Annotated in this window: 21 protein-coding genes and 1 pseudogene; 15 read left to right on the forward strand and 7 right to left on the reverse strand. The window is 73.4% G+C overall.

Features of this window, described 5'->3' with window-relative positions; genetic code table 11:
- The first annotated feature begins 83 nt into the window (after positions 1-83).
- From ABTZ54_RS32935 to ABTZ54_RS32990, 12 genes are all read left to right on the forward strand, one after another.
- The gene (locus ABTZ54_RS32935; RefSeq protein WP_351670569.1) at positions 84-1,445 is read left to right on the forward strand and encodes a serine hydrolase domain-containing protein; all 1,362 of its coding nucleotides are present in this window, start codon (positions 84-86) and stop codon (positions 1,443-1,445) included.
- 126 nt (positions 1,446-1,571) lie between these two features.
- Positions 1,572-3,161, forward strand: a complete 1,590-nt coding sequence (locus ABTZ54_RS32940) for an ABC transporter substrate-binding protein (protein WP_351670571.1) — start codon at positions 1,572-1,574, stop codon at positions 3,159-3,161.
- A gap of 4 nt (positions 3,162-3,165) precedes the next feature.
- A complete protein-coding gene (locus ABTZ54_RS32945; protein WP_351670574.1) occupies positions 3,166-4,251 on the forward strand; it encodes an ABC transporter permease in 1,086 nt (361 codons plus the stop codon).
- A gap of 2 nt (positions 4,252-4,253) precedes the next feature.
- Positions 4,254-6,152, forward strand: coding sequence for a dipeptide/oligopeptide/nickel ABC transporter permease/ATP-binding protein (locus ABTZ54_RS32950; RefSeq protein WP_351670577.1), 1,899 nt, complete (start codon positions 4,254-4,256; stop codon positions 6,150-6,152).
- Positions 6,149-6,907 carry an ABC transporter ATP-binding protein gene (locus ABTZ54_RS32955; RefSeq protein ID WP_351670580.1) on the forward strand — a complete coding sequence of 253 codons (759 nt, stop codon included), beginning with the start codon at positions 6,149-6,151 and terminating at the stop codon, positions 6,905-6,907. Before ABTZ54_RS32950 ends, ABTZ54_RS32955 begins: the two co-directional genes overlap by 4 nt.
- Positions 6,904-8,931: a S9 family peptidase gene (locus ABTZ54_RS32960; RefSeq protein ID WP_351670583.1), complete on the forward strand. Its 2,028-nt coding sequence runs from the start codon at positions 6,904-6,906 to the stop codon at positions 8,929-8,931. The genes ABTZ54_RS32955 and ABTZ54_RS32960 overlap by 4 nt, the downstream gene beginning before the upstream one ends.
- 208 nt (positions 8,932-9,139) lie before the next feature.
- Positions 9,140-10,516 carry a serine hydrolase domain-containing protein gene (locus tag ABTZ54_RS32965; protein ID WP_351670585.1) on the forward strand — a complete coding sequence of 459 codons (1,377 nt, stop codon included), beginning with the start codon at positions 9,140-9,142 and terminating at the stop codon, positions 10,514-10,516.
- A 94-nt stretch (positions 10,517-10,610) separates the two neighbouring features.
- Positions 10,611-11,687: a M20 family metallopeptidase gene (locus ABTZ54_RS32970; protein ID WP_351670656.1), complete on the forward strand. Its 1,077-nt coding sequence runs from the start codon at positions 10,611-10,613 to the stop codon at positions 11,685-11,687.
- A complete protein-coding gene (locus ABTZ54_RS32975; protein WP_351670588.1) occupies positions 11,687-12,562 on the forward strand; it encodes a GNAT family N-acetyltransferase in 876 nt (291 codons plus the stop codon). The genes ABTZ54_RS32970 and ABTZ54_RS32975 overlap by 1 nt, the downstream gene beginning before the upstream one ends.
- Positions 12,559-13,665, forward strand: coding sequence for an o-succinylbenzoate synthase (menC, locus tag ABTZ54_RS32980; protein ID WP_351670591.1), 1,107 nt, complete (start codon positions 12,559-12,561; stop codon positions 13,663-13,665). The genes ABTZ54_RS32975 and menC (ABTZ54_RS32980) overlap by 4 nt, the downstream gene beginning before the upstream one ends.
- On the forward strand, positions 13,662-14,579 hold the full coding sequence (locus ABTZ54_RS32985; RefSeq protein WP_351670594.1) for a serine hydrolase: 918 nt from the start codon (positions 13,662-13,664) through the stop codon (positions 14,577-14,579). The genes menC (ABTZ54_RS32980) and ABTZ54_RS32985 overlap by 4 nt, the downstream gene beginning before the upstream one ends.
- On the forward strand, positions 14,576-16,255 hold the full coding sequence (locus ABTZ54_RS32990; RefSeq protein ID WP_351670597.1) for a PucR family transcriptional regulator: 1,680 nt from the start codon (positions 14,576-14,578) through the stop codon (positions 16,253-16,255). The genes ABTZ54_RS32985 and ABTZ54_RS32990 overlap by 4 nt, the downstream gene beginning before the upstream one ends.
- A gap of 17 nt (positions 16,256-16,272) precedes the next feature.
- Here ABTZ54_RS32990 and ABTZ54_RS32995 read toward each other — a convergent pair whose 3' ends face one another.
- The 7 genes and pseudogenes from ABTZ54_RS32995 to ABTZ54_RS33025 form a co-directional block, all read right to left on the reverse strand.
- Complete coding sequence (locus ABTZ54_RS32995) at positions 16,273-17,193, reverse strand: glycosyltransferase family 2 protein (protein WP_351670600.1); 921 nt, start codon at positions 17,191-17,193, stop codon at positions 16,273-16,275.
- Entirely contained in the window at positions 17,190-17,930 is a 741-nt protein-coding gene (locus tag ABTZ54_RS33000; protein ID WP_351670603.1) for a hypothetical protein, read from the reverse strand. The genes ABTZ54_RS32995 and ABTZ54_RS33000 overlap by 4 nt, the downstream gene beginning before the upstream one ends.
- Positions 17,927-18,553, reverse strand: coding sequence for a 2OG-Fe(II) oxygenase (locus ABTZ54_RS33005; RefSeq protein ID WP_351670606.1), 627 nt, complete (start codon positions 18,551-18,553; stop codon positions 17,927-17,929). Before ABTZ54_RS33005 ends, ABTZ54_RS33000 begins: the two co-directional genes overlap by 4 nt.
- 199 nt (positions 18,554-18,752) lie before the next feature.
- Positions 18,753-19,022 carry a hypothetical protein gene (locus ABTZ54_RS33010; RefSeq protein WP_351670609.1) on the reverse strand — a complete coding sequence of 90 codons (270 nt, stop codon included), beginning with the start codon at positions 19,020-19,022 and terminating at the stop codon, positions 18,753-18,755.
- 196 nt (positions 19,023-19,218) lie between these two features.
- On the reverse strand, positions 19,219-20,091 hold the full coding sequence (locus tag ABTZ54_RS33015; RefSeq protein ID WP_351670611.1) for a MurR/RpiR family transcriptional regulator: 873 nt from the start codon (positions 20,089-20,091) through the stop codon (positions 19,219-19,221).
- A gap of 105 nt (positions 20,092-20,196) precedes the next feature.
- Positions 20,197-21,411 (reverse strand): M20 family metallopeptidase, encoded by a 1,215-nt coding sequence (locus ABTZ54_RS33020; RefSeq protein ID WP_351670614.1) that lies wholly within the window; start codon positions 21,409-21,411, stop codon positions 20,197-20,199.
- A pseudogene (locus ABTZ54_RS33025) lies at positions 21,408-21,791 on the reverse strand (ATP-binding cassette domain-containing protein); the annotation flags it as partial. The gene ABTZ54_RS33020 and the pseudogene ABTZ54_RS33025, both read right to left, overlap by 4 nt.
- A 286-nt stretch (positions 21,792-22,077) precedes the next feature.
- Between ABTZ54_RS33025 and ABTZ54_RS33030 the strand changes: the two are divergent.
- The 3 genes from ABTZ54_RS33030 to menC (ABTZ54_RS33040) are packed head-to-tail and all read left to right on the forward strand — an operon-like array spanning position 22,078 to position 25,120.
- Positions 22,078-23,115, forward strand: a complete 1,038-nt coding sequence (locus tag ABTZ54_RS33030) for a dipeptidase (RefSeq protein ID WP_351670617.1) — start codon at positions 22,078-22,080, stop codon at positions 23,113-23,115.
- The gene (locus ABTZ54_RS33035; RefSeq protein ID WP_351670620.1) at positions 23,112-24,023 is read left to right on the forward strand and encodes a GNAT family N-acetyltransferase; all 912 of its coding nucleotides are present in this window, start codon (positions 23,112-23,114) and stop codon (positions 24,021-24,023) included. The genes ABTZ54_RS33030 and ABTZ54_RS33035 overlap by 4 nt, the downstream gene beginning before the upstream one ends.
- Complete coding sequence (gene menC / locus ABTZ54_RS33040; RefSeq protein ID WP_351670623.1) at positions 24,020-25,120, forward strand: o-succinylbenzoate synthase; 1,101 nt, start codon at positions 24,020-24,022, stop codon at positions 25,118-25,120. Before ABTZ54_RS33035 ends, menC (ABTZ54_RS33040) begins: the two co-directional genes overlap by 4 nt.
- The last annotated feature ends 2 nt before the right edge of the window (positions 25,121-25,122 follow it).

A 25,122-nucleotide genomic window follows, 5' to 3' on the forward strand; every position in this document is an offset into this window, starting at 1 on the left:
GGGATCCGACTGCGGTTTCCGTCCCCCCTTTCTCTCTCCGTCGCTCGATCGCGAGCGGCTCCCTCTCCATCGGAGGCAATCCCATGAATTCCGAGGATCTGTTTGAACGGCTCGCCGAGGTCGCCGAGCGTCACCGCATCCCGGGCGCGAGCATCGCCGTCCTGCATGGTGACGAGGTCACCGAAGCCGCCTATGGCGTGCTCGACCGGGACTTCGGCTACCCCGTGACGACCGATTCGGTGTTCCAGACCGGGTCGATCACCAAGGTGTGGACGGCCACTCTGATCATGCAGTTGGTCGACGAGGGGCTGCTCACGTTGGATTCCCCGGTCGCCGACCATCTGCCGGGGTTCCGTGTCGCCGATGTCCATACGTCGGAATCGGTGACGGTGCGTCAACTGTTGTGTCATACCGGGGGGTTCGAGGGTGATATTTTCACCGATCATGGTCCGGGTGACGACGCCGTCGAGCGGTTCGTGGCGGCGTTGCCGATCCCTGCCCGGCAGCTCTTCCCGTCCGGTGAGATGTTCTCGTACTGCAACAGCGGCTACGTCGTTCTCGGGCGGATCATCGAGGTGCTCACGGGGCTGACGTGGGAGGCGGCCCTGCACGAGCGGATCGCCGCTCCCCTCGGGATGACCCACGCCGTCACCTCGCCGGGGCGGGCGATCCGGCACCGGGTCGCGATGGGGCACGTCCCCGGGCCTGATGGCGAGCCGGTGAAGGCGCCGATCTGGGAGATGCCGCGCTCCAACGCACCGGCCGGGGCCACCCTGGCCCTGACCGCCCGTGACCAGCTGCGTTTCGCCCGGCTCCACCTCTCGGGCGGTCTGGCTCCCGACGGTACCCGTCTGTTGAGCGAGGCGTCCGTCGCCGCGATGCGGCGCCCCGAGGTCGTCGTCCCCGGCACGGGCCGGCTGGGCGGCCACTGGAGCCTCGGCTGGGAGATCTTCGACTGGGAGGGGGGTCCGGTCATCGGCCACGACGGCGGCACCATGGGGCAGACCGCCCTGCTCCGCGTCGTCCCGGGCAAGGACGTGGCGGTGGCGATCCTCCTCAACGGCGGCGAGTTCTTCGGCCTGCACGGGCTCGTCACGGAGCTCCTCGCCGAACTCGCCGGGGTCACCGTCCCCCCGATGCCCACGCCACCGGCCGAGCCTGCCTCGGTCGACGCCCGGTACTTCGCCGGACGGTACGAGTCGGTCACCCAGCGGGCCGAGGTGACCGAGACCGAGGACGGTCTGCGGCTCGTCCTGTGGCCGCTCGGCCCGAGCGCCGAGCTGCACGGCACCGATCCGCTGAGCGACGTGACGATGGTCCCGCTCGACGCGCACACGCTCATCGGCACGGCGCGGGAGCACGGCGAGTTCCCGACCATCACCTTCCTCGGGGACGGCGACCGGGCCGCCTTCCTGCACGCGACCCGTGCCATCCCCCGCGCCTGAACGAGAGCGCACCGCACCCGGGCCCACCGGCCCCTCCGCCGGCGGGCCCGGGCCGGCCGCCGCGCCATCACCTCCTCCCCGCCCGGCCGACGGGCTCCGCGTCCGTCATCAGTAAGGAGACACACCATGACCTCACCGAGGAGGGCCGCCGCACGACGCGACCGGGCGGCCCGTGCGCTCGCCGTGGTCACGGCGACAGCGCTGATGTCCACCGCCTGCGGCGGCGGGGCGTCCGGCGACGGGGCGTGGACGGTCACCCTCGCCATCCGCGCCGACCCGGGCAGCCTCAGTCCCCTGGGCACCGTCAACAGCACGGCGTTGATGATGAACAGGTTCGCCTACGCGACCCTGGTACGCGCCGCCGCCGACGGGTCGACGACCGCCGGGGCGGCCGAGAGCTGGTCGGTCCGCGACGGGCGCGTACGCTTCGTCCTGCGGCCGGGGCTGACCTGTGAGGACGGCGGTCCGCTCACGGCCTCCGACGTGGCCGCCGGTTACAACCACGTCGCCGACCCCGCGAACCAGTCGCCGCTGCTCGGTCTCGCCGTGCCCGCCGACGCGGGGGCGAAGGCGTCGGCGGACGACGCGACCCGGACGGTCACCGTCACCACCTCGGGCTCCGCTCCGTTCCTCGTGGAGATGGCCCGCCTGCTGCCGCTGGTGTGCCGGAAGAGCCTCGGCGATCCGTCCCGGCTCTCCCGGGCCACGGCCGCCACGGGCGCCTACCGCCTCGTGGAAGCCGTCCCCGGCGACCACTACACCTACGTGCGCAGAACGCCTCCGGCCGGGACGCGCCCGGCACCGGCGGACGCCGCCGGGCCGGAGAAGCTGGTCTTCAAGGTCGTGGCCGACGAGTCGACGACCGCCAACCTGCTGCTCGGTGGACAGATCGACGCGGGGCAGGTCAGCGGGCCCGACGCGGAACGTCTGCTCGCGGCCGGCGTCGCGTGGAAGGGCACCCGGACACCCACGGGCCAGCTCCTGTTCAACGAGTCCCCGGCCCGGCCCACCACCGCGCAGGCCGTCCGGCGGGCCCTGGTCGGCGCCCTCGACCTGAAGCGGCTCGGCTCGGTCGCCACCGGCGGCACCGGAACACCCGCCACCAATCTCGGCGAGACCCCTCCGACCCCGTGCACCGGCGACACCGTGACCGGGAACGTGGCTCCGCACGACCCGGCGAAGGCCGAGGCCGAACTGACCGGTGCCGGCTGGAGGAAGAACGGCGGCTTCTGGGAGAAGGACGGCCGGACGCTCTCCGTCACCCTGGTGCATCCGGTCATCGCCGGGCCCCAGGTGTCGGCGGCGGTCGAGCTGACCGTCAAGGAGTGGAACGCCTTCGGGGTGAAGGCCACCGCCAAGCCCATCGACGGCTCGGGCCTGCTCGCCGTGCTCACGCGCGGCGACTGGGACGTGGCCTGGAGCCCGATCAGCGTGCCGCTGCCCGACCAGCTGACCCGCTTCTTCGACGGTCCTCCCCCGCCGGCGGGCAGCAACCTCGGCTCCGTGGACAACCCGGAGTACCGACGGCTGGCCGCCGAGGCCGCCGCCCGCCCCGGTCGGGACGGCTGTCCGTTGTGGGACCGGGCCGACGCCGCGCTGATCCGGCGCACGGATGTCACACCGATCGTCGACAGCACGGTCCGGACGTTCGGCAAGGGCGTCCGTTTCGAGGTCGACGGCGGCGGCATCGTCCCCGGCAGTCTGCGCAGGGGGTGACGGCATGCGGAAGACGCCTGTGCCCCACGATCCGGCGCGCGCCCGAGCCGGCGCCGAGACGAACCGAGCCACCGCCGAAGCGGCCGAGGGCGGCGCGGCGGCGGACCCGGCCGCCGCTCCGGCCGCCGGCCCCCGCACCGCGCCGGGACCGTGGACCGCGTTCACGTTGCGCCGTACGGGACGGCTCGTCGTTTCGCTCGCGACCCTCGTCACCGCCTCCTTCGCCATGATCCATCTGATACCGGGCGACCCCGTCCGCACGGCGCTCGGCCCCACCGCCGATCCCGCGCTGGTCGAGGCCCGCAGACAGGCACTCGGCCTGGACCGCCCGGTGACGCAGCAGTTCGGGCACTACCTCGCCGAGCTGTTCCAGGGCCGGCTCGGGGAGTCGATCGGTGCCGGGCTCCCGGTCTCCGACGTCATCGCCGCCCGGCTGCCGGCGACCCTGTCCCTCGCCCTTCCGGCCTTCCTCGTGGTGCTCCTTGCCGCCGTCCCCGGCGGCATGTGGGCCGCCGTCCTCACCCGCGACGGGCGCCGTCGCCGCGGTGAGCTGGCCTTCGGCTCCGTGACCGGCGCTCTCGCCGCGGTGCCCGAATTCCTGCTCGCCGTCGCGCTGGTGGCCTGCTTCGCGGTCGCCCTCCCCCTCTTTCCCGTGGCCTCCCGCGGCGGCCTCGACTCCTACGTGCTGCCCGTCGTGGCGCTGTCCGTCGTCCCCGCCGCCGCGCTCGCCCGGATCGTACGGGTGGAGACACTGCGGGTCCTGGGCGAGGAGTACATGCGCACCGCGGCCGCCAAACGGCTGCCCGCCCGGCTGCGCTATCTCAGGCACGCCCTGCCCAATCTGCTGGCCTCCTCCCTGACCGTCGGCGGCCTGACGCTGATGGCACTGCTGACCGGCACCGTCCTGGTCGAGAAGGTCTTCGCATGGCCCGGCCTCGGGACCACGATCGTCCAGGCCATCACCGAGAAGGACTATCCGATGGTCCAGGCCGTGGTCCTGGTCTACGGGACGGCCGCGCTGCTGATCACTTTCGCGGTCGACGTGGCCGTGGCCGTCGTGGATCCCCGATCCACCGTCCGAGGGAGCTGACGATGCCGTACGCCCGCCGACTCCGGCACGCCCTGCGCACCCCCGTGGGACTGACCGCCCTGACCGGCGTCCTGGCGCTCGCTCTGGTCGCCCTCCTCGGTCCCGTCGTCCTGGGCCCCACCGCCGAGCGGGTGGACACCGGGGCCATCCTCCAGGGGCCCGACGCCGCCCATCTGCTCGGCACCGACAGCCTCGGCCGGGACATCGCCGCCCGCGTGGTGGTGGCGACCCGGATCACTCTCGGGCTCACGCTGGCCGCGACCGCGATCGGCGTGCTCGGGGGCCTGCTCCTCGGCGTGGCACCCGCCGTCCTCGGCCGTCGGGCGGGGCGTGCGGTGACGGCGTTCGTGGGTGTCCTGATCAGCTTCCCCGGCCTGCTGTTCGTCCTGTTCCTCGCCACCGTGTTCGGCGTCGGGGCCACGGGCGCGGTCCTCGCCGTCGGGCTGGCCATGGTTCCGCCCGGGGCACGGCTGGTGCAGAACCTGACCGCCTCGGTCGCCGGGTCGGAGTACGTCGCCGCGGCCCGGATCCTGGGAGTCGGCAGACTGCGCATGATCAGCCGCCACCTCCTGCCCAACATCGCGGAACCCTGCCTGCTCTTCGCCGCCCAGGCCGCCGCGGGCGCCTTGGTCGCCTTCTCCGGACTGTCCTTCCTGGGCCTGGGGGTGCAGGCGCCCGCGTACGACTGGGGACGGCTGCTCGACGAACAGCTGGGCCGGCTCTACCTCAACCCGGTCGCGGCGCTCGCTCCGGGCGCGGCCGTGGTCCTCACCGGCGTGGTCTTCGCGCTGGTCGGCGAGGTGCTCGCCCAGGCCGGGCGGCGGGCACGGCCCGCCGACGACGGTGTCGTGGCCGCGCCGGGCCCCGCGCCGCGGCCCGGCCGCGCCGACGAGGCCCTGCTCCAGGTGCACGACCTGCGGGTCACCTTTCCCGGCGGGCGGCGGCCGGTGCGCGGCGTCTCCCTGAGCGTCGTGGAGGGCGAGGCGATCGGTCTGGTCGGCGAGTCCGGCTCGGGCAAGAGCCTGACCGCCCAGGCCGTGGCCGGCCTGGTGCCGTCCCCCGGCCTGGTGGAGGCCGGCACGCTCCGCTTCGAGGGCCGGGACCTGCTCACCGAGCGGCCCCGCGGTACGGCCCTGGTCATGGTCTTCCAGGATCCGATGGCCTCGCTCAACCCGGCGCTCAGCGTCGGCCGGCAGCTGTCGGAGGTCGTCGAGGTCCACGAGCGCGCCGCCCGCCCCGTGGCCTGGGCCCGCGCCGTCGACCAGCTGCGCGCGGTCCGGATCCCCCAAGCGGAGCGCCGGGCACGGCAGCGGCCGCACGCCTTCTCCGGCGGCATGCGCCAACGGGCCATGATCGGCATGGGGCTGATGGGCACACCACGGCTGATCATCGCGGACGAGCCCACCACGGCGCTGGACGTGACGGTCCAACGGCAGGTGCTCGACCTCCTTGGCGAGGTCCGCCGGGAGTCCGGGGCCGCTCTGCTCCTGATCTCCCACGACCTGGCGATCGTGGCCGGAGTCTGCGACCGGGTGCTGGTGATGTACGCCGGCCGGATCGTCGAGGACCTGCCGGTGGCGCACCTGGCCCGGCGGGCCGCGCACCCCTACACCCGCGCCCTGATCGAGGCCGTCCCGACCCTGACCACCGACCGGGACCGGGAACTGGCCACGATCCCGGGCCTGCCTCCGGAACCCGACGACGCGCACCCGGGATGCCCCTTCGCCGCCCGCTGCGCGCACGCCGACGACCGCTGCCGCACCGACGCCCCGGAACTCGTCCCGCACGGGACGGCGGCCCGTGTCGCCTGCTGGCACCCGCAGGCCCCGGCCACGCCGGGTCCCGGGAACGCGCTCCCGAACGACCGGGACGCGTCCACCGCCGAGGAGGCCACCGCATGAGTTCCCTCGAACTGCGTCAACTGCGGGTCCGTTACGGCCGGTTCACCGCCGTCGACGGCGTCGACCTCCTGGTCCCGGACGGCGGGATCACCGGGCTGGTCGGCGGCTCGGGCTGCGGAAAGTCCTCGCTCGGCCGCGCCGCGGTGGGACTGGCACCCGTGACGGGGGGCCAGATCCTGGTCGACGGGACGCCGGTGGCCCGCCGGCCCCGACGCGGCCCCGTCCAGCTCGTCTTCCAGAGCCCGTACGCCTCGCTCGACCCGCGGATGCCCGTCGGCGCGGCCGTCGCGGAGGCGCTGCCGCCGTCGCGGTGGTCCCCTCGGCACGGGGCCTCGGCACGCGCCCGGGCCGAGGAGGCGGGACACTACCTGCACCTCGTCGGCCTCGATCCCGCCCGGGCGAAGCTCACCCCGGGAGAACTCTCCGGCGGCCAGCGGCAGCGGGTCGCCCTGGCCCGGGCGCTCGCGGCCCGGCCCGGTGTCCTGATCGCCGACGAGATCACCTCGGCGCTCGACGTGTCCGTCCAGGGCGCCGTACTCAACCTGCTGCGGCGACTCCAACGGGAACTGGGCTTCTCCCTGCTCTTCATCTCCCACGACCTCGCCGTCGTCCGCTACCTGGCCGACCACGTGGCCGTCATGGACCACGGCCGGCTCGTCGAACACGGGCCCGCCGACCGCGTCCTGCACACCCCGGGCCACGCGGTCACCGCGTCCCTGCTGTCCTGCGTACCGACCCTGGAGGAGTCCCTGTGACCACGACCAGGCCCCTGCGCGTCGACGACCTGTACCGGTTCGCGATTCCCGACCAGCCTGCGCTGGCGCCCGACGGCCGCCACGTCGCGTACACCCTGACGACCCAGGACGCCGGGCTGGACCGGCCGGTGCGATCGCTGTGGCTCGCCGCCGCCGGCGGCGGGCCGACGGGCCCCGCCCCCCACCGCCTCACCTGCGGCCCGGACGACCACACCCCGAGCTGGTCCCCGGACGGCACGACGGTCGCGTTCCTGCGTGGCGGGCAACTCCATCTGCTCGATGGCGACGGCGGCGGGGTCCGCCGGCTGACGGAGCTCGACCACGGCACGGCGACACCCGTGTGGAGCCCGGACGGCGCACGGATCGCCGTCACCGCCGAGGTGCACCGTCAGGCCCCGGACGAACCCGTCGTCGTGGACCGCCTCGGCAAGGTCGACGGCCGGGGCATGCGCGGCACCGGCCGCACCCAGCTGTTCGTCGTGGAGACCGCCTCGGGCCGGATCACCCAGCTGACCCTCGGCGACTTCCACGTCACGGGTACGCCCGCCTGGTCGCCGGACGGCACCGAGCTGGCCTTCCCGGCCGTCGTCGGCAGGGACTACGACCTCACCGGAGCCGTCGCCGCCCATGTCGTCGACGCCCTCGGCCCGACAGCCCTGCCGACCCCGGTCGGGCCCGCCGCCGGGCCGGTCCGCGCGGTCGCCTGGCACCCGGACGGCAAGGCCCTGCTGCTGACCGGCCGCACCACCCACGGGGCCGGCCACGACACCCTGCGGCTCCAACCACTGGACGGCTCGGCACCCACGGCGCTCGCCGCCGGCCTGGACCGCAACGTCATGCCCGGCGGCCCGGGCTATCCGGGCGCCCTCCCCCAGTTCGACCGCCCGAAGGGCGCGAGCGTCGTCTTCTGCGCCCGCGACCGAGGCGCCACCCGGCTGTACCGGCTTCTCCTGAACGACGGGCCCGGCCTCGGGAGCGCCCAGGCGTCGGAGCTTGCGCTGCCCACGGGCAGCGGCGTGTCGGGCTGCTCCGTCGCGGCGGGCAAGGCCGCGCTCTGTGTGGCGGACGGCTCCTCGTACGGCGAGATCGAGCTGCTCGACCTGGAGACCGGCGAACTCACCCGGCTCACCGCGCACATGGCCGAGGCACTCCCCGAGGTGACGCTCGCGCCCGTCGCCCCACGCGAGTTCACTATCTCGGACGGCACCCGGGTGCACGGGCTGATCACCCGTGACCCCCGGGCGCCCGTAGGCGGGCCGCTGCTCGTCGATCTCCACGGCGGGCCGCACAACTGCTGGGCCCCGCACGCCGACCCCGTCCATCTCTACCACCAGGAGCTGGTCGGCCGCGGCTGGACGATCCTCGCCCTCGACATCCGCGGCAGCGACGGCTACGGCGAGGACTTCCTCACCGCCGCCCTCGACGCGTGGGGAGAGGGCGACGAGCGGGACGTGCTGGAGCCGGTGGCGGCGCTGGTGGCGGAAGGGCTCGTCGATCCCGGGCGGATCGCCCTCACCGGCTACAGCTACGGCGGCTACCTCAGCTGCTGGCTCTCCGCCCGCAGCGACCTCTTCGCCGCGGTCGTGCCGGGCGGACTGATCGCCGACCTGCCGTCGCTGGTCGCCACCTCCGCCGAGGGCCTGAGGATCGCGTACGAGGAGATCACCGATCCCGACCGACGGCGGGCGCTCTCCCCGCTCACCCACGCGGACGACGTGCGGGCCCCGACGCTGATCCTCCACGGCCTGGCCGACGACGTCTGCCCGGCGGGCCAGGCCGAGCAGTGGTTCCACGCGCTGCGCACCCGCGGGGTGCCCGTCCGGATGGTCCTCTACCCGGGCGGCTCGCACCTGTTCGTCCTGAACGGCCGGCCGTCGCAGCGCGCCGACTACTCCCGTCGTGTCGTCGACTGGGTCACCGGACACACCCTCCGCCCCTTCGGCGGTCCGGTCCCCGACGCCACGTCGGCCCCCGAACCCGCCGGGTTCCGCCGGCCTCCGGCCCCACCGGCGCCCGGCCCCTGACCCTCGGCTCGTCGAGCAGCACCGGCCTCGACTCCGCCGAGCCCGGAGCCGGACCCCACAAGGATCACCGGCCCCACCCCCGTACGGCACCCGGCCCCACCCGGCCGGCCGCCACACCGCCGGTCGCGGCCCACCACCCCACCGGGCCCGAGGACCCGCGACCGGCACCCGTCTTCCGCGCCATCCGCGCGCCCCACAGGAGTTCATCGTGACCGTGAAACCGACCAACCCGCCCGACGCAGCCCACTGGAGCGCACGTCTGACCGAACTCGCCGCCCGCCACTCCGTCCCCGGAGCCGGCCTGGGCATCTGGTACCAGGGGCGGCAGATCGAGGCCGTCACCGGCCTCGCCAACGCCGGGGCCCGCATCGAGGCGACCACCGACACGCTGTGGCAGATCGGTTCCCTCACCAAGGTGTGGACCGCCACCGCGGCCATGGGTCTCGTGGACGAGGGGGCCCTGACCCTGGACGGCCCCCTCATCGAGGTCATGCCCGAGCTGCGCCTGGGCGACGCGCACCTGACCCGACACGTGACGCTGCGCCATCTGCTCTCCCACACCAGCGGCATCGACGGCGACTTCTTCCCGGACACCGGCCGGGGCGACGACTGTCTGGAGCGGTACGCCGAGCTGCTCGCCGACCTGCCGGCGAGCCATCCCCTCGGCGCCACCATGTCGTACTGCAACGCCGGATACACGCTGATCGGCCGAGTGATGGAACGGGTCACCGGCATCACCTGGGACGCGCTGATGCGCGACCGGCTCTTCCGGCCGCTCGGCCTCACCCACACCGCGACCCTGGCCGAGGACGTCCTGCGCCACCGCGCCGCGACGGGACACTACGGCGACCCCCCGCGGGTCGTCGCGGAGTGGGCGATGGGGCGCTCCACCGGCCCGACCGGTCTGATCTGCTCCACCACCGCCGACGTCCTGTCCTTCGTCCGTCTCCATCTGGGCGGCGGCTCCGCGGGCGACGGCACCCGGATGCTGAGCCGCGATTCCGTGCGGGCCATGCAGAGCCCGCAGGTCGAACTGCCCTGCCCCTACCCGTCCGGCCGTGCCTGGGGTCTGGGCTGGGCGCTCGACGAGTGGGACGGACTCGCGGTGTACGGGCACGACGGCAGCACCATCGGGCAGAACGCGTATCTGCGGGTGCTGCCCGAAGTGGGGCTCGCGATCTGCCTGTTCGCGAACGGCGGCAGCACCGGCGCCCTGTACGCGGAGCTGTTCCGGGAGATCACCCGCGACCTCGCGGGCGTGTCCATGCCGGCTCCCCTGCTCCCCGCCGAAGGGCACTCCGCCGCGGCCCCGGCCGACGTGACGGGCGTGTACGAGCGCAGCTCCACCCGCATCGAGGTGGTCGAGCAGGATGGCGGACTGCTCCTGCGCGACCGCTTCACGGGGATCCTGGCCGGTCTCGCCGAGCGGCCCGAGACCGAGCTGCGCCTGCGGCCCCTGGCGGCCGGGACCTTCGTGGCCAGACGCCCCGACGACGGCGGCTGGATGCCGGTCGCGTTCTTCACCCTGCCCGACGGCTCGCGCTTCGTGCACCACGGCGGCCGTGCCACTCCGAAGGTGAGCTGAGATGAACCCCTCCACCGACCGCCCCCACACCCCCGCGCGCCCGCGCTCCGCCGCACCGGCCGCCGTCGCCCGGCTGCGGGCGCGGCTCCCCGAGATGATCGACGACATCGAGGCCCTCGTCACCGCGGAATCCCCGACGTCGGACCTGGCCGCCGTCGTCCACTGCGCCACGGTCCTCGCCGCGCTCGGCACCCGGCTCACCGGCCAGTCGCCCGAGTGGCTCCAGGACACCGGCAGACCGCACCTGCGCTGGCGTTTCGGCAGCGGCGACCGGGTCCTGCTGCTCGGCCACCTCGACACCGTCTGGCCGGTCGGCTCCCTGGCCACCCACCCCTTCGCCGTCACGGACGGCATCCTCACCGGGCCGGGCTGCTTCGACATGAAGACCGGTCTCGTGCAGCTCTTCCACGCCCTGGCGAGCCTCGACGACCTGGACGGGGTCACCGTCATGGTCACCTCCGACGAGGAGGGCGGCTCCGCCGACTCCCGCGCCCTGATCGAGGACGAGGCCCGCCGCACCGGCGCGGTCCTGGTCCTGGAGGCCGCCGAGGACGGGGCGCTGAAGACGGAACGCAAGGGCGCCTCCCTGTACGACCTGACGATCACCGGGCGCGCCGCGCACGCCGGCCTGGAGCCGGAGCGAGGAGTCAACGCCACCACGGAGCTGGCCCATCAGATCCTCGCCGTCGACGCTCTGACCGACCGGGCCGCCGGCACCAGCGTGACGCCCACCGTCGCCGGCGCCGGCACGACCCGCAACACCGTGCCCCACACGGCGTCCCTCCAGATCGACGTCCGCGCCCGCACGGAGCGGGAACAGTGGCGGGTCGACACCGCCCTGCGCGGCCTGGCGTGCACGCTGGACGGCGCGGGGCTCATCCTGAACGGCGGCCTCAACCGGCCACCGCTCTCGGCCGGTTCGTCGGCCGCGCTGTTCGCCCTGGCCGAGGAACTGAACACGGCCCTCGGCCTGGGCGCCTTGCGGGGCGCGGCCGTCGGAGGCGGTTCCGACGGCAACTTCACCGCCGGTGTCGGCGCCCCGACCCTGGACGGCCTTGGCGCGGTCGGCGGCGGCGCGCACGCCGACGACGAGCACGTCGTCGTCGCCGAGATCCCGGCACGAGCCGCTCTGGTGGCCGCGCTCGTGGACGAGCTGCGCGGGTGGTCGTGATGGCCGGCCCGCGCACCGCCTCCACGGAGGAGCTGGGCTCCGCCGTGCTGTTCGCCGAGCGCGCCGCGCTGGCCGCCGGGGTCACCCTCCGCGAGCTGCACGACCTCGACGCCATGCGCGAGGCGCGCGACCTGCTCCACCGGGTGTGGCGCCCGGCACCGGACAACCCCGTGATCACTCCGGAACTGCTGCTGGTGCTGGCGCACTCCGGCAGCTACGTCGTCGCCGTCCAGCAGGACGGCCGGACGATCGGCACGTGCCTGGGGCTGCTGTCCACGGCCGGACTCCACTCCCACGTCGCCGCCGTCGACGACGGCGCCCGGGGCCGCAGCATCGGCTTCGCGCTCAAACTCCACCAGCGTGCCTGGTCGCTCGCCCGCGGCATCACCACGATCACGTGGACGTACGACCCGCTGATCAGCCGAAACGCCTACTTCAACCTCCGCAAGCTGGGCGCCGTGCCCACGGAGTACCTGCCGAACTTCTACGGTGCCATGCGGGACGGGGTCAACGCGGGCACCGACTCCGACCGGCTGCTGGTGCGCTGGGCTCTCACCGCCGGACCGGCGGCCCGCCCCGCCCCGGGCGGCGAGCGCGCCGGAGAACCGGCCGTGGTCGCCCTCGACATCGGCACCGACGGCCGGCCCGTCCGGGGTGAACGTCCCGGCGACTGGTCCCGCAGGACCGTCCTGGTCCGCGTCCCGCCCGACATCGAAGCGCTGCGCAGGACCGGCCGCGACGCGGCCGCCACCGCCTGGCGGCTGGCCGTGCGCGACGTCCTCGGCGGCCTGATGGCCGGCGGGCGACACACCGTCACCACCTTCACCCGGGACGGCTGGTACGTCCTGTCACCACGTCTGGAGTTTGACGCATGAAGATCACCGGAGTGGAACTGCGCCGGATCGCGATGCCCCTGGTGTCGCCGTTCCGGACGTCCTTCGGCACCCAGACCACACGTGACCTGCTGCTGTTGCGGATCGAGACCACCGCCGGGGACGGCTGGGGCGAGTGCTCCACCATGACCTCCCCGGTGTACTCCGCCGAGTACACCGCCGCGGCCGCCGACGTCCTGCGCCGCCACCTGCTGCCCGCCCTGTTCGCCCAGCCTGAGGTGACGCCGTGGACCGTCGCCCCGGCGCTGGCGTCCTTCAAGGGGCACCGGATGGCCAAGAGCGCCGTGGAGATGGCCGTCCTGGACGCCTGGCTCCGAGCCCGCTCGCTGTCCTTCGCCACGTGGCTCGGCGCCACCGCCGACCGCGTCGCGGCGGGCGTCTCGGTGGGCATCATGGACTCCGTCCCCGAGCTCCTCGACGCGGTCGAGGGGTATCTGGAGGACGGCTACCGCCGTATCAAGCTCAAGATCCAGCCCGGCTGGGACATCGAACCCGTACGCGCCGTACGCGAGCGCTTCGGCGCGGACGTGCCGCTCCAGGTCGACGCGAACACGGCGTACACCCTGGCCGACGCACCCCATCTGGCCCGCCTCGACGAGTTCGGCCTGCTGCTGATCGAGCAGCCGCTCGACGAGGAGGACATGCGTGCGCACGCCCAGCTCGCGCGACAGCTGCGCACCCCGGTCTGCCTCGACGAGTCGGTCGTGTCCGCCCGCTCGGCGGCGGACGCCATCGCCATGGGCGCGTGCGCGGTCGTCAACATCAAGCCCGCCCGGGTCGGCGGCTACCTGGAAGCCCGTCGGATCCACGACGTGAGCACCGCGCACGGTGTGCCGGTGTGGTGCGGCGGCTTGCTGGAGACGGGGCTCGGCCGGGCGGCCAACGTGGCGCTGGCCGCCCTCCCCGGCTTCACCCTCCCCGGCGACGTCTCGGCGTCGGGCCGCTACTTCCGTACGGACATCACCGAACCGTTCGTCCTGCGCGACGGACACCTCGACGTCCCCCACGGCGCGGGGCTCGGCGTCACGCCCGTTCCCGGTCTTCTCGCCGACGTCACCGTGTCGACCGAATGGATCACGCCATGAGCACCGTCCGCACGACCGCGACCGCCCCTCGGGAACTGCGGACCATGTTCGCGGAAGCCGGCCTCCGGGGACACCTCTTCGCCCGGGACATCGACGGCCCGGCGGCCGTCGGACTCGACGAGGACACCCCCGTCGCACTGGCCTCGGTCTTCAAGATCCCGATCGCCCTGGCGTACGCGTGCGAGGCCGAGGCCGGCCGGCTCGACCGGACCGAGCGCCACCCCGTACCCCTCGGGCTGCGCGACGGCGGCATCGGTGTCTCCGGCTGCGCGGACCCGGTGGAGATGAGTCTGCGCGACCTCGTCGGCATGATGCTGACGATGAGCGACAACGCCGCCACCGACGTCGTCCTGCGCCGCGTGGGGCTCGACCGGGTCAACGAGCTCCTCGCCCTTCTCGGTCGCCATGACACCCACCTGGTGGGCGGCTGCTCCGACATCGTCGGGGCACTGCTCGCCGATCTCGGCGCCGCCTCCCTGGCCGAGGCCCAGCCCGTTCTCGCCGCTCTTCCGGCCGAGGAGATCATGCGCCTTTCGGTGTGCGTGCCGGGGCGCACGACCCGGTCCACCGCCCGTGACACAGCCGCGCTCCTGGTCCAGATCTGGCGGGACGAGGCGGGCCCGGCCGCGGCCTGCCGCGAGGTGAGGGACGTGATGGCACGCCAGATCTGGCCGCACCGGCTGGCGTCCGGATTCGGCGACGACTACCGGGTCGCGGGCAAGACGGGCACCCTGCCGGGCTGGCGCAACGAGGCCGGAGTCGTCGAGCACCGCGACGGCGGCCGCTACGCGGTCGCGGTGTTCACCCGGGCCGCGACACCCCAGGAGATCGATCCCGAGGCGGACCGGGCCATCGGCCGGGCGGCCCGGATCGCGGTCGACGCGCTCCGTGCTTCCGCGGGGGCTGGACGATGACCCCGGCGGCCCCGGTCGTCCTCGGGCGGGTCCTGACCGATCTCGGGTCGACCCTCGTGGAACTCGCCGCCGGCACCCCGGACCCGTCCCGTCCCGTGCGCGGCGTACTCATCCACGATCCTCTGGAGGAACCCGCGCGGTGGCCGGGTGCCGTCGTCCTCGGCGTCGGTGTCGCCGGCGCTGCCTCGGTCGCCGCGCTGACGCGGCAGGCGGCCGCGCTCGGTGCGGCGGCGGTCGTCGTCCGGTCCCCCGTGGCCGTCGACGACACGGTCACGGCGGCCTCGGAGGACACCGGAGTCCCCGTCCTCGGCCTCACCCCGGGCGCCTCCTGGGCCCAGGCGGCCGCGCTGCTCCGGGGCCTGCTGGCCGTCGACGACTTCGCGGACGAGGAGCCGGGCGACGCGGCGTGGGGCGACCCCCTCTCGGGCGATCTGTTCGCCCTGGCGAACGCGATCGCCGCGCTCCTCGACGGTCCGGTCACGGTGGAGGACCGCGGCGGGAAGGTGCTCGCCTTCTCCAGCCGTCAGGACGAGGGCGACCCGGCCCGGATCACGACGGTCCTGGACCGCCAGGTGCCGGCCGACAAGCTGCGCGATCTGGAGGCGCGCGGCGCCTTCCACGCCCTCTACCGCAACGAGGGTGTGCTGTACGTCGCCGGACCGCACGACAAGCCACGGGCGGCGATCGCCGTCCGGGCCGGCGGGGAGATCCTCGGCTCCATCTGGGTGATCATCCGGGACCGCCTGGGCCCGGACGGCGAACGCGCCCTCGCCGAGGCCGCGAACGTCGCCGCGCTGCATCTGCTGCGCCGCCGGGCCGGTGAGGACGTCGGCCACCGGCTGCGCGCCGATCTCGTGGCCACCGTCCTCGAAGGCGGTGCCGCCGCGCCGCGGGCCGCGGCCCGGCTCGGCCTGACCCACCAGCCGTCCTGCGTCCTGGCACTCGCGCTGCTGGGCGACGACATCGCCGCCGCCGACCTGCTCGCCACGGCGCGTCGCACCGCGGAGGCGCTCGCGCTCCACCTCTCCGCGATCCATCCCCGGACCGCCACGGCGTACCTCGGCGATGTGACGTACGCCGTGCTGCCGGGCAGCTCCGTCGAGACGGCCACCCGCGTGGCCGACGCGTTCCTCTCCCGGGCGGGCAGCAGAGTCCCGGCCGTCATCGGGATCGGCCGGCTCGCCGCGGACCCGAGCGACCTTCCCCGCTCGCGCGCCGACGCCGACCGCGCCCTGCGCGTGCTCACCGCCGCCGGCACTCCCCACCGCTCCGCCGCGCTCAAGGACGTCTACCTGCCCTCCCTGCTCCTCGATCTCGCCGACCAGGTCCACATCGACGCCCATCCGTCCGACGATCCCGTCAACCGTCTCCGCGCCTACGACGCCGAACACCACAGCGCGCTCACCGAGACGCTCGCCGCCTGGCTCGACAACTTCGGCGATGTCATCGCCGCCTCGGCCGCGGTCCATGTCCACTCCAACACCTTCCGCTACCGGCTCAAACGCCTCGTACAGGTGTCGGGCTTCGATCCCACCGACCCGGCGGCCCGCTTCGAGGCCATGCTCCACCTCCGCCTGACACCGCCCGCGCCGCCCGGAGCGGCTCCGTCCCGTCCCGCCCCAGCGGCACGCCACCAGCGGAAGGGGCCGGGGGAGACGGAGGCCGCCAGGCCGTGACGTGCGGAGGGCCTGCCTCACCTCCAGTCGCCGAACCTCTCGAAGAACGCCTCGGCGGAACGTACGCTCGTCGCCGTGACGACGCCCCGTTGCGCCTCCCAGTCGCCAGTGAACGCCTCGACGAGCACCTCGGCGGCCCTGGGCGTACCGATCACCTTGCGCAGGCACTCCTCGCGGCGCGAGCCGTCGAAGTGGACGAGGGCCAGCCGCGCCACGTTGTAGGCGCGGCTCGCGGAGTTCAGGCGGTACGGCGGGTACGCGCGGAAGCGGTGCTCCAGCCGTGCCGACGGGACGGCCAGTACGTCGATCCCGGCGCGCCACGCCCGCAGGCTGAAGTCGACGTCCTCAAGGCCCAGCTCGCGAAAGGCCCCGAAGCCGCCCAGCCCCTCGAACACCGCCCGCCGCACCGCCAGGCAGCCGCCCGGCGCGATGGGCACCGGGTACGGGGCTCCGTCCGGCCCCGGGGGCAGCCAGCGGACCCGTAGATCGGCGTCGACGAGGCGGGCGCCGCAGCCCAGTTCCGTGGCGCCGAAGTCCCGCAGGGCGGGTGCGAGGACGGCATCGGGTCCGGTGGCCAGCGCGGCCCGCAGCCGGCCGAGGCAGTCCCGCTCCAGCCGGCAGTGCGCGTCCAGGAACACCAGGTGCGTACCCCGGGCGAGCCGGGCGCCCGCGTTGCGGGCCGCCGCGACGCCGCCGCGCGGGATGCGGTGCACCACGACCCCTCGCGCGCGCCACTCCTCCGTCTCCAAGGCGGCACAACTGCCGTCGGTGCCGCCGTCGTCGACGACGATGGTCTCGTCGGCGACGTCCGACCCGGCGAACAGGGACCTCAGGGTCTCGTGCAGCTCCGCGCCCTCGTCCAGGCTCGCGATCACGAGCGACACGGTCACCGGGCGCCCGAGCGGCCCCCGCTCCGCGCCGGACGCCGTGCGGATCATTCCACCGGGGGGCCGGGCGTGCCGGGCGGAACGCCTCCGGGAGGAGACGTGGCGATCAGGTCGATCAGCCCCGGCAGGAGGGCCGCGTACCGGATCGAGTCCTGCAGATAGGCCGTGAGTCCGGCGCTCAGTGCGAAGTGGTACGCGCTCAGCCGGTCGAGCTCGCCGCCGTCCAGGACGAGTGCCAGGAGGTCGCCGAGCCGCAGCCGGCCCAGGCTCAGGGCGTCGAGGACCTGCCCGGGTGCCGCGGCGAATTCCAGGTAGTCGGCGAAGTCGGTGGACGACTGGAAGTCGGCCTCGGTGAAACCGGCCCGCTCCAGCGCGCGTTCGAGGGCCCGGTCGCCCTGGCGGACCAGATATCCGGCCGACGGCGCGTTCGCCTCGCGCAGGTGTTCCAGCAGTTGTTTGGTCACGGCACCGACGAGGCCGATGTTGGTGGCGTTGCGCCGGTCGGTCAGCACGGGGGTGAGATGGGCCCGGTTCTCGCTGCCGATCATCGCGATGCCCACGGCCTCGACGGTCCGCGACCCGATGCCCCTGGGCGGCCACGGCCGCTCCGTCGTGGCCAGGGCCAGCACCAGGCCGCCCCGGGACAGCAGCGGTTCGAGGACCTCGGTATAGAGGTACGGATACCGGTTGCGTCGGCAGAACGCGGCGAGCGCGATCCGCGTCTCGATGTCGGGCTCCTTCGTCACCGCCAGCCGGACCGACTCGTTCGCGGGAGCGTGGTGGGTCATCGCGGGCCTCCGAGAGCCGGGGAGTCGGCACGGGACATCCACCCCGCGACGGCGTACCGCGTGCCGTCGCGCACGCCGGCCACCTCGTGCATCAGGGAGGAGCGGAACATCAGCAGCATGCCGGGCTCGGGCACCACGACCACCCGTCGGTCGCGCAGCCCCGGGTCGGTCTCGTAGACGGTGAGCGCGCCGCCGTCGAACGTCGGCAGGGCCTCGCCGCCGTCGCGCCCGTTGAGGTACAGCAGCAGCGACCACCGGTGGGCGGCCAGCCGGGGCGGATCGTCCTTGTGGTTGGCCACGTCCCGGTGCGCGCGGAAGTAGCTGCCCTTCTCGTACGACATGAAGTACGGGCCGTACAAATGGTCAGCGTCCGAGTCGAACGCCGCGCGATGCTCGTCGAAATAGGAGGCCATGCGCTCGCCGACGCGGCGCTTGAAGTCCTCCGGAAAGTGGTGGTCGAAGCACAGGCGCAGCGACTCGTCCAGGATCGACTCGCCCGCTCGGACGATCTGGGCCGGCTCGCGCGGCGCCCGTGCCATGGCCCCGATGACGTCGGCGCATTCGGCGACCGAGAGGAATCCACGGGCCGACGCGATGTTCCGCGTCCTGAACTGGGGCTGCATGTCCTGGCGCCTCCCGGTCGCGAGCGTCTCGTGGGGTGGCACGAGACTTCTCCAGACAACCTCCGGCCACCGCGACCCGCACGCCGGGGTAGCCCGATCGACGGGGTAGCCCGATCGACGGGGTAGTCCGATCGACGGGTACGCCCGGACCGCTTCGGCGAGGGGAGGGCTACGACGCGGTCGCGTGTGCCGACGCGGGCTACGGACCGGCTGCCCCGGCTCGCAGCGCGTCCGCCTCCTCGCGCGCGCGGGCCGCGGCGGCGTGGTCGAGTACGCCCAGCGGGAGCCTGCGGCAGGACAGCTCGGCCATGGTGGTCCGGCTCGTGACGATGGCCGCGCAGCGCACCCCGCTGGGCAGGAGGTCGCTCACCTGGTGGACTCCGGCGGCGTTGTCCAGGACGACCAGCGTCCGCTGGCCCGCCAGCAGCGTGCGGTAGAGATGGACGCGGTCCGTCAGCTCCGCGGGCACGGCACCGCCGGGGATGCCGAGCGCGCGGAGGAAGGCGCGCCGAGCACCGTGACGGAACCATCACCCTCTGGGTCTGCACCACTGGGCCCGGCCTGGGCAACGACGAGTGCGGCACGCCGGTGACCGACCGGATCGGCAACTGAGTCGCCGTACGCACAAGGCCGGTGGCGGGTCAGACCGACAAGGGTGCCGCGGGTCACTGCAGCCCGAGGCGCCGTGCGATCTCCTCGGTGTGCCGTAGGCGTGCGAGGCCGTCGTCGCCGAGGGTCGTGACGACTCCGGTGACGACGGTCTCGACGACGGCGAGGGTGGGGACGAAGCTGTCGTACGGTGAGGGTGTCGTGACCAGGCTGGGTAGGACGACCTCGGCGTGCGCGGAGACCGGGGAGAGCCATCGGTCGGTGAACAGGACGACCTTCGCGCCTTGTTCGAGGGCGAGTCGGGCCATGGTGACCTTGTCCTGCTCGTAGCGGCGATAGTCGAAGACGACCAGGACGTCGCGGCGGGTGAGCATACCGAGTAGCGCGGTCCGCTCGACGTCGCCCGTGGGCAGGAGCCGGATGTCGCCGCGCACCTGCATGAGGTGCGTTCCGAGGTACTGGGCGAGGAGATGTGTGAAGCGGCCGCCGGTCAGGGTGATGCGGCGTTTGCCGTCGGCCAGGAGCGCGACGGCGTGTTCCAGGTCGTGGGGCGGGAGTTCGGCGAGGGTCTGCGCGACGGCGCCGCCGAACAGTCTGCCGCCCTGTTCGAGCAGGGACGCTTCGCCGTCCGGTGCCTCGTCGGTGCGCGTGCGGTCGGCGGATTCGTACAGGGACAGGGGTGAGGCGTTGCGTTCGTCGAGTTCCTCGCGCAGGGCGGTCTGGAAGTCGGGGAAGCCCCGGTGGCCGAGCCGGTTGACGAAGCGGATGACGGTGGGGGCGCTGACGCCCGCCCGTTCGGCGAGGACGGCGACGGTCTCGAAGCCGGCGGAGGGGTAGTTGGCCAGAAGGACGCGGGCGACCTTGCGCTCGGCCGGGCTGAGGTCGCCCAGCTTCTGCCGGATCACGTCGGCGAGTGCGCCGGAGGCCATCGCGGGTTCCTTTCTGGGTCGTCGGCGGGCGTGCCGCCCGCGCGCCGAGCCTAACGCCGAACGCCTGAGCCACGTTCGCGGCCCCGCGCCCCGATGGCGGCGGCCTCAGTCGCCGCGGCTGTCGCCGAGGTCGGCGATGAGGGAGGCGAGCAGGGCGACCCTGGCAGGGACGGTACGGACGTCGAGCCACTCCTCGGGGGTGTGGTCGGCGCCGCCGACCGGTCCCAGGCCGTCCAGTGTCGGGACCCCTGTGCCGGCGATGGTGTTGGCGTCTCCCACGCCGCCTGTCGCCGTGGCACCGAAGGCCAGGCCCAGGCGTACGCCGATGTCCTGGGCCCGTTCGAACATCCGGCGGGACGCGGCCGTGTCTTCCATCGGCGGGCAGGACGCGACCTCCTCGACGGTGGCACGGGTGCCGGGGACGACGGGCCGCGTGGCGACCTCCTCCAGGGCGAGGGTGGCCGCGCGCATGTCCCTGTCCGTGGCCGAGCGGATCTCGACGAGGAGTTCCGCCTCGGGGCAGACGATGTTGAAGCGGCTGCCCGCGCGCACGACGCCCACGTTGACGGTGACGTCCTCCCACGTGCCGTTCAGCGCTTGGATCGCGATGACGAGGTGGGCGGCGGCCAGGGCCGCGTTCGCTCCGCGCTCGGGTTCGATGCCCGCGTGCGCGGCGCGACCGGTCACGGTGACCCTGAAGTCGGCCACGCCCTTGCGCGCGATGACCAGGTCGCCGTTCTCCCGGGCGCATTCGAGGGCGAGGGCGTAGTGCGCCCCTTCGGCCGCCCGCCGGGTGACCGGCCTGCTGGCGGGTGAGCCGATCTCCTCGTCGGGTGTGGCGAGGAAGACGAGTTCCGCGTAGTCCTCGATGCCTGCCGAGGCGAGGATCTCCAGTGCTGCGAGGCCCGCGACCAGGCCTCCCTTGTCGTCGCTGACGCCGGGTCCGTGGGCGAGGGGTCCGCTGAGGGAGAAGGGGCGTTCGGCGGCTGCCCCGTCGTCGAAGACGGTGTCCATGTGCGCGGCGAGGAGGAGTCTGCGGCCTCCGTCGGCGACGGCGAGGCGGCCTTGCTTGCGGCCGATGAGCACATCCCCGGTGCGGTGCCGGTGGGCCGGTGGCAGCGGGACGCGTTCCACGGAGAAGTCCAGCCGTTCGAGGTGGGCACGGACCAGGTCGGCGACCCGGTTGACGCCCTCGGCGCTGTACGAGCCGGAGTCGATGGCGACGAGTTCGGCCAGGTCTTCCAGGTACCGGGCCTGGTGCGCGTGGGACAGGGACAGGAGCGCTTCGTCGAGGCGCTGCTGCCGGAGCGGGGCGCTCACAGGACCTTCGCCAGGAAGGCACGGGTGCGCTCCTGCTCCGGCTCGGCGAGGACCCGTTGGGGATCACCGGATTCGACGACGACACCTTCCTCCATGAAGACCACGAGGTCACCGGATTCGCGGGCGAAGCCGATCTCGTGCGTGACGACGACCATGGTCATGCCGTCGTCCGCGAGCCGGCGCATGACGTCGAGGACGTCGAGGACGTCGCCGACGAGTTCGGGGTCGAGCGCCGATGTTGGTTCGTCGAACAGCATCGGTTTCGGTTTCGGTTTCATGGCGAGGGCGCGGGCGATGGCGACGCGCTGCTGCTGGCCGCCCGAGCGCTCGGCCGGGTAGTGACCCTCCCGGGTCGCGAGCCCCACCGAATCTGCCGGCCTGGCGGGCGGGCACGATGCCAGCACCGCCGTCGCCCCGCGGCGGGGCGCAGAGATGTCGATCAACGTCGTTCCCTCTCGGACGTCCGAAGCGAGCGGAATCATCTCCGCCGACATCCCAGATGTTACATATCGAGTAGCGCGATGGCTAGATGTAACAGCCATTACATCTCGACGTCTCTCGTCGGTCCGGACGACGAAGGCGGTCGTTTTCTTCGTCGTCGTGGATGAACTGTGGGCCCATCGGCCGTCCTAGCGTCAGGGCCAACTCTCACTGGAAGGCTCCGACATGACCGCTGATCTCCACCGACGCTCCGTCGTCGCCGACACCCACAACGATCTGCTGATGGCGGTGTCGGCGCGGCCCCCGCATCGCTGGGCGGACTTCTTCCGCGAACGCTGGCTGCCGCAGCTCCAGGCCGGAGGCGTGGACGTCCAGGTACTGCCCGTCTTCATCGACGACCCCTATCGCCCGGAAGGCGCGCTGCGCCGCACCCTGCGGATGATCGAGACCGCGCACGTCCTGGCCGAGGGGAACCCGGACACCGTGGCCCTCTGCGTGGACGGCGACGAGATCGACGCCGCTCTCGCCGCGTCGAAGATCGCACTCGTGCTCGCCCTGGAGAGCGCGCCGGGCGTCGATGCCGATGTCGAGCTGTTCCACACCCTTCACCGCCTCGGTGTACGCGTCGCCTCCATCGCGCACTGGAGCCGCACCCCGCTCGCCGACGGCAGCGGAGAGGACGCCACCGGCTCCCGGCTCACGGCCGCCGGAGTCCGGGCCCTGGCGGAGATGGAACGACTCGGCATGATCTTCGACATCTCCCACCTCGGCGCCACCGGGGTGGCCCACGTCCTCGAACTGGCCACCCGCCCGCTCCTGGCCACCCACTCGTCGGCCCGCGCACTCCACGATCACCACCGGAATCTGACCGATGACCAGCTCCGGGGAGTCGCCGCCACGGGCGGCGTCGTCTGCGTCAACTTCTTCCCCGGCTTCCTCGCCGAGGCCGAGGAGGACCGCACCCTGGAGAAGCTGGTGGACCACATCGAGCACGTGGCGTCCGTCGCGGGCATCGACCATGTCGGCATCGGGCCCGACTTCGTACGCGAGGTCCTTCTCGACGTCACCCCGCCCTGCTGCGAGGAGCTCGATCTCGGCGACATCGACCCGCTCGTCACCCTGCCGGGGCTCGACGGTCCGGCGGGCCTGCCCCTGGTGACGGCGGAACTCGTCCGGCGCGGCCACACCGAGACCGACATCGGCAAGATCCTCGGCGGCAACGTCCACCGTCTCTTCCGCGCGGAACTGGGGCGTGCCCGATGACGCCCGCCGCAGGCCCGATTCCCGGTGAGCTGACCGTACGCGAAGTTCACCGGGTGGAGGAGCTCGGGGACATCGACCGGCTCTTCGGCCGCATCTGGCAGTACCCGCCGGGTGAGGGTCCCATCGGAGTCGAACTGATGCGCGCGCTGTCCCACGCGGGCAACTACGTGGCGGGCGCCTACCGCGGCACTCGACTCGTCGGCGCCTCCGTCGGATTCCTCTCCGCTCCTCCCGGCCTGGCACTGCACTCCCATGTCACCGGCGCGGACCAGGGGCGGGGCATCGGCTTCGCCCTCAAGCAGCATCAGCGCGACTGGGCCCTCGCCCGCGGCCTGGACCGGATCACCTGGACCTTCGACCCCCTGGTCCGCCGCAACGCGTACTTCAACCTCACCAAGCTGGGGGCGACGCTGGAGGAGTACCACTCCGGCTTCTACGGCAGGATGCGGGACGCGATCAACGGCGGCGACGACTCCGACCGCGTGCTCGCCCGCTGGGATCTCCACGCGCCGCACGTGAGCGCCGCGGCTTCGGGCGTGCGCACCACCGGGCCCGGCGTCAGCAGGCACGGCGTCAGCGGGCACGGCGTCGCCGTCGCCGAGGCCCCCGTGTCCGTACTCGCCGAAGGCCGCGACGGCCGTCCGCTCCTGCTGTCGACGGACTCCTCGACCGTACTGGTCGAGCTGCCGCCCGACATCGAGGCCCTCCGCCGCACCGATCCCGCCGCCGCCACCTCCTGGCGGCTGGCGGTCCGCGAGGTGCTCGGCGGCCTGCTGGCCGACGGCGCGCGGGTCACCGGCCTGCACGGTCGAACCGGCTATGTGGTCGACCGCGCCCCTCTCCGACCGGCGTCGGCGTCCTTCTCCCGACCGGAACACCTGCCCCCCATGGAGTCACAGAACCGATGAAGATCAACGGAATCGAACTCCGCCGCATCGCGATGCCGCTGAAGGCTCCCTTCCGCACCTCGTTCGGCGAACAGACCGCCCGCGACATCCTGCTGCTCCGTGTCGAGACACCGGACGGCGAGGGCTGGGGCGAATGCGTCGCCATGGCGGAGCCCCGCTACAACTCCGAGTACGTGGACGGCGCCGCCGCCGCACTCCGCCGTTTCCTCGTTCCCGCGCTGCCGGGGGACGTCCGGGCGAACACGGTGGCCGCCGCGCTGGAACCGTTCAAGGGCCACCAGATGGCGAAGGCCGCTCTGGAGAGCGCGGTCCTCGACGCGGAGCTGCGGGCGAGCGGCCGGTCCCTCGCCTCCTACCTCGGCGCCACCAGGAACCGGGTGCCGAGCGGCGTCTCGGTCGGCATCATGGACTCCGTTCCCGAACTCCTCGACGCCGTCGCGGGGTTCATCGCGGAGGGCTACCTCCGGATCAAGCTGAAGATCGCCCCCGGCTGGGACGTGGAGCCGGTACGGGCCGTACGCGAACGCTTCGGTGACGGTCTGCTGCTCCAGGTCGACGCCAACGCCGCCTACACGCTCGCCGACGCGCGCCACCTGGAGAGGCTCGACGAGTTCGGCCTGCTCCTCGTCGAACAGCCGCTCGCGGACGACGATCTCGTCCAGCACGCCGAGCTGTCCCGCCGGCTCGCCACCCCCGTCTGTCTGGACGAGTCGGTCGACTCCGCGGCACAGGCCGCCGCGGCCATCTCGCTGGGCTCCTGCTCCATCGTCAACATCAAGCCCGGTCGCGTCGGCGGCTACCTCGAAGCACGCCGGATCCACGACCTCTGCCGGGCCCACGGCGTCGCCGTGTGGTGCGGCGGTATGCTGGAGACCGGTATCGGCCGCGCGGCCAACGTCGCCCTGGCCGCCCTGCCCGGATTCACCCTGCCCGGCGACACCTCGGCGTCCAGCCGCTACGACACCACCGACATCACCCCGCCGTTCGCACTCTCCGACGGCCACCTCGACGTACCCACCGGACCCGGAATCGGCGTGGAGCCGGTGCCCGCGATCCTGGACGAGGTGACGACCTCCACCGAGTGGATCGCCCTCTGAGC

The organism is Streptomyces sp. NPDC094032 (genome assembly GCF_040303965.1).
Classification (GTDB): Bacteria; Actinomycetota; Actinomycetes; order Streptomycetales; family Streptomycetaceae; genus Streptomyces.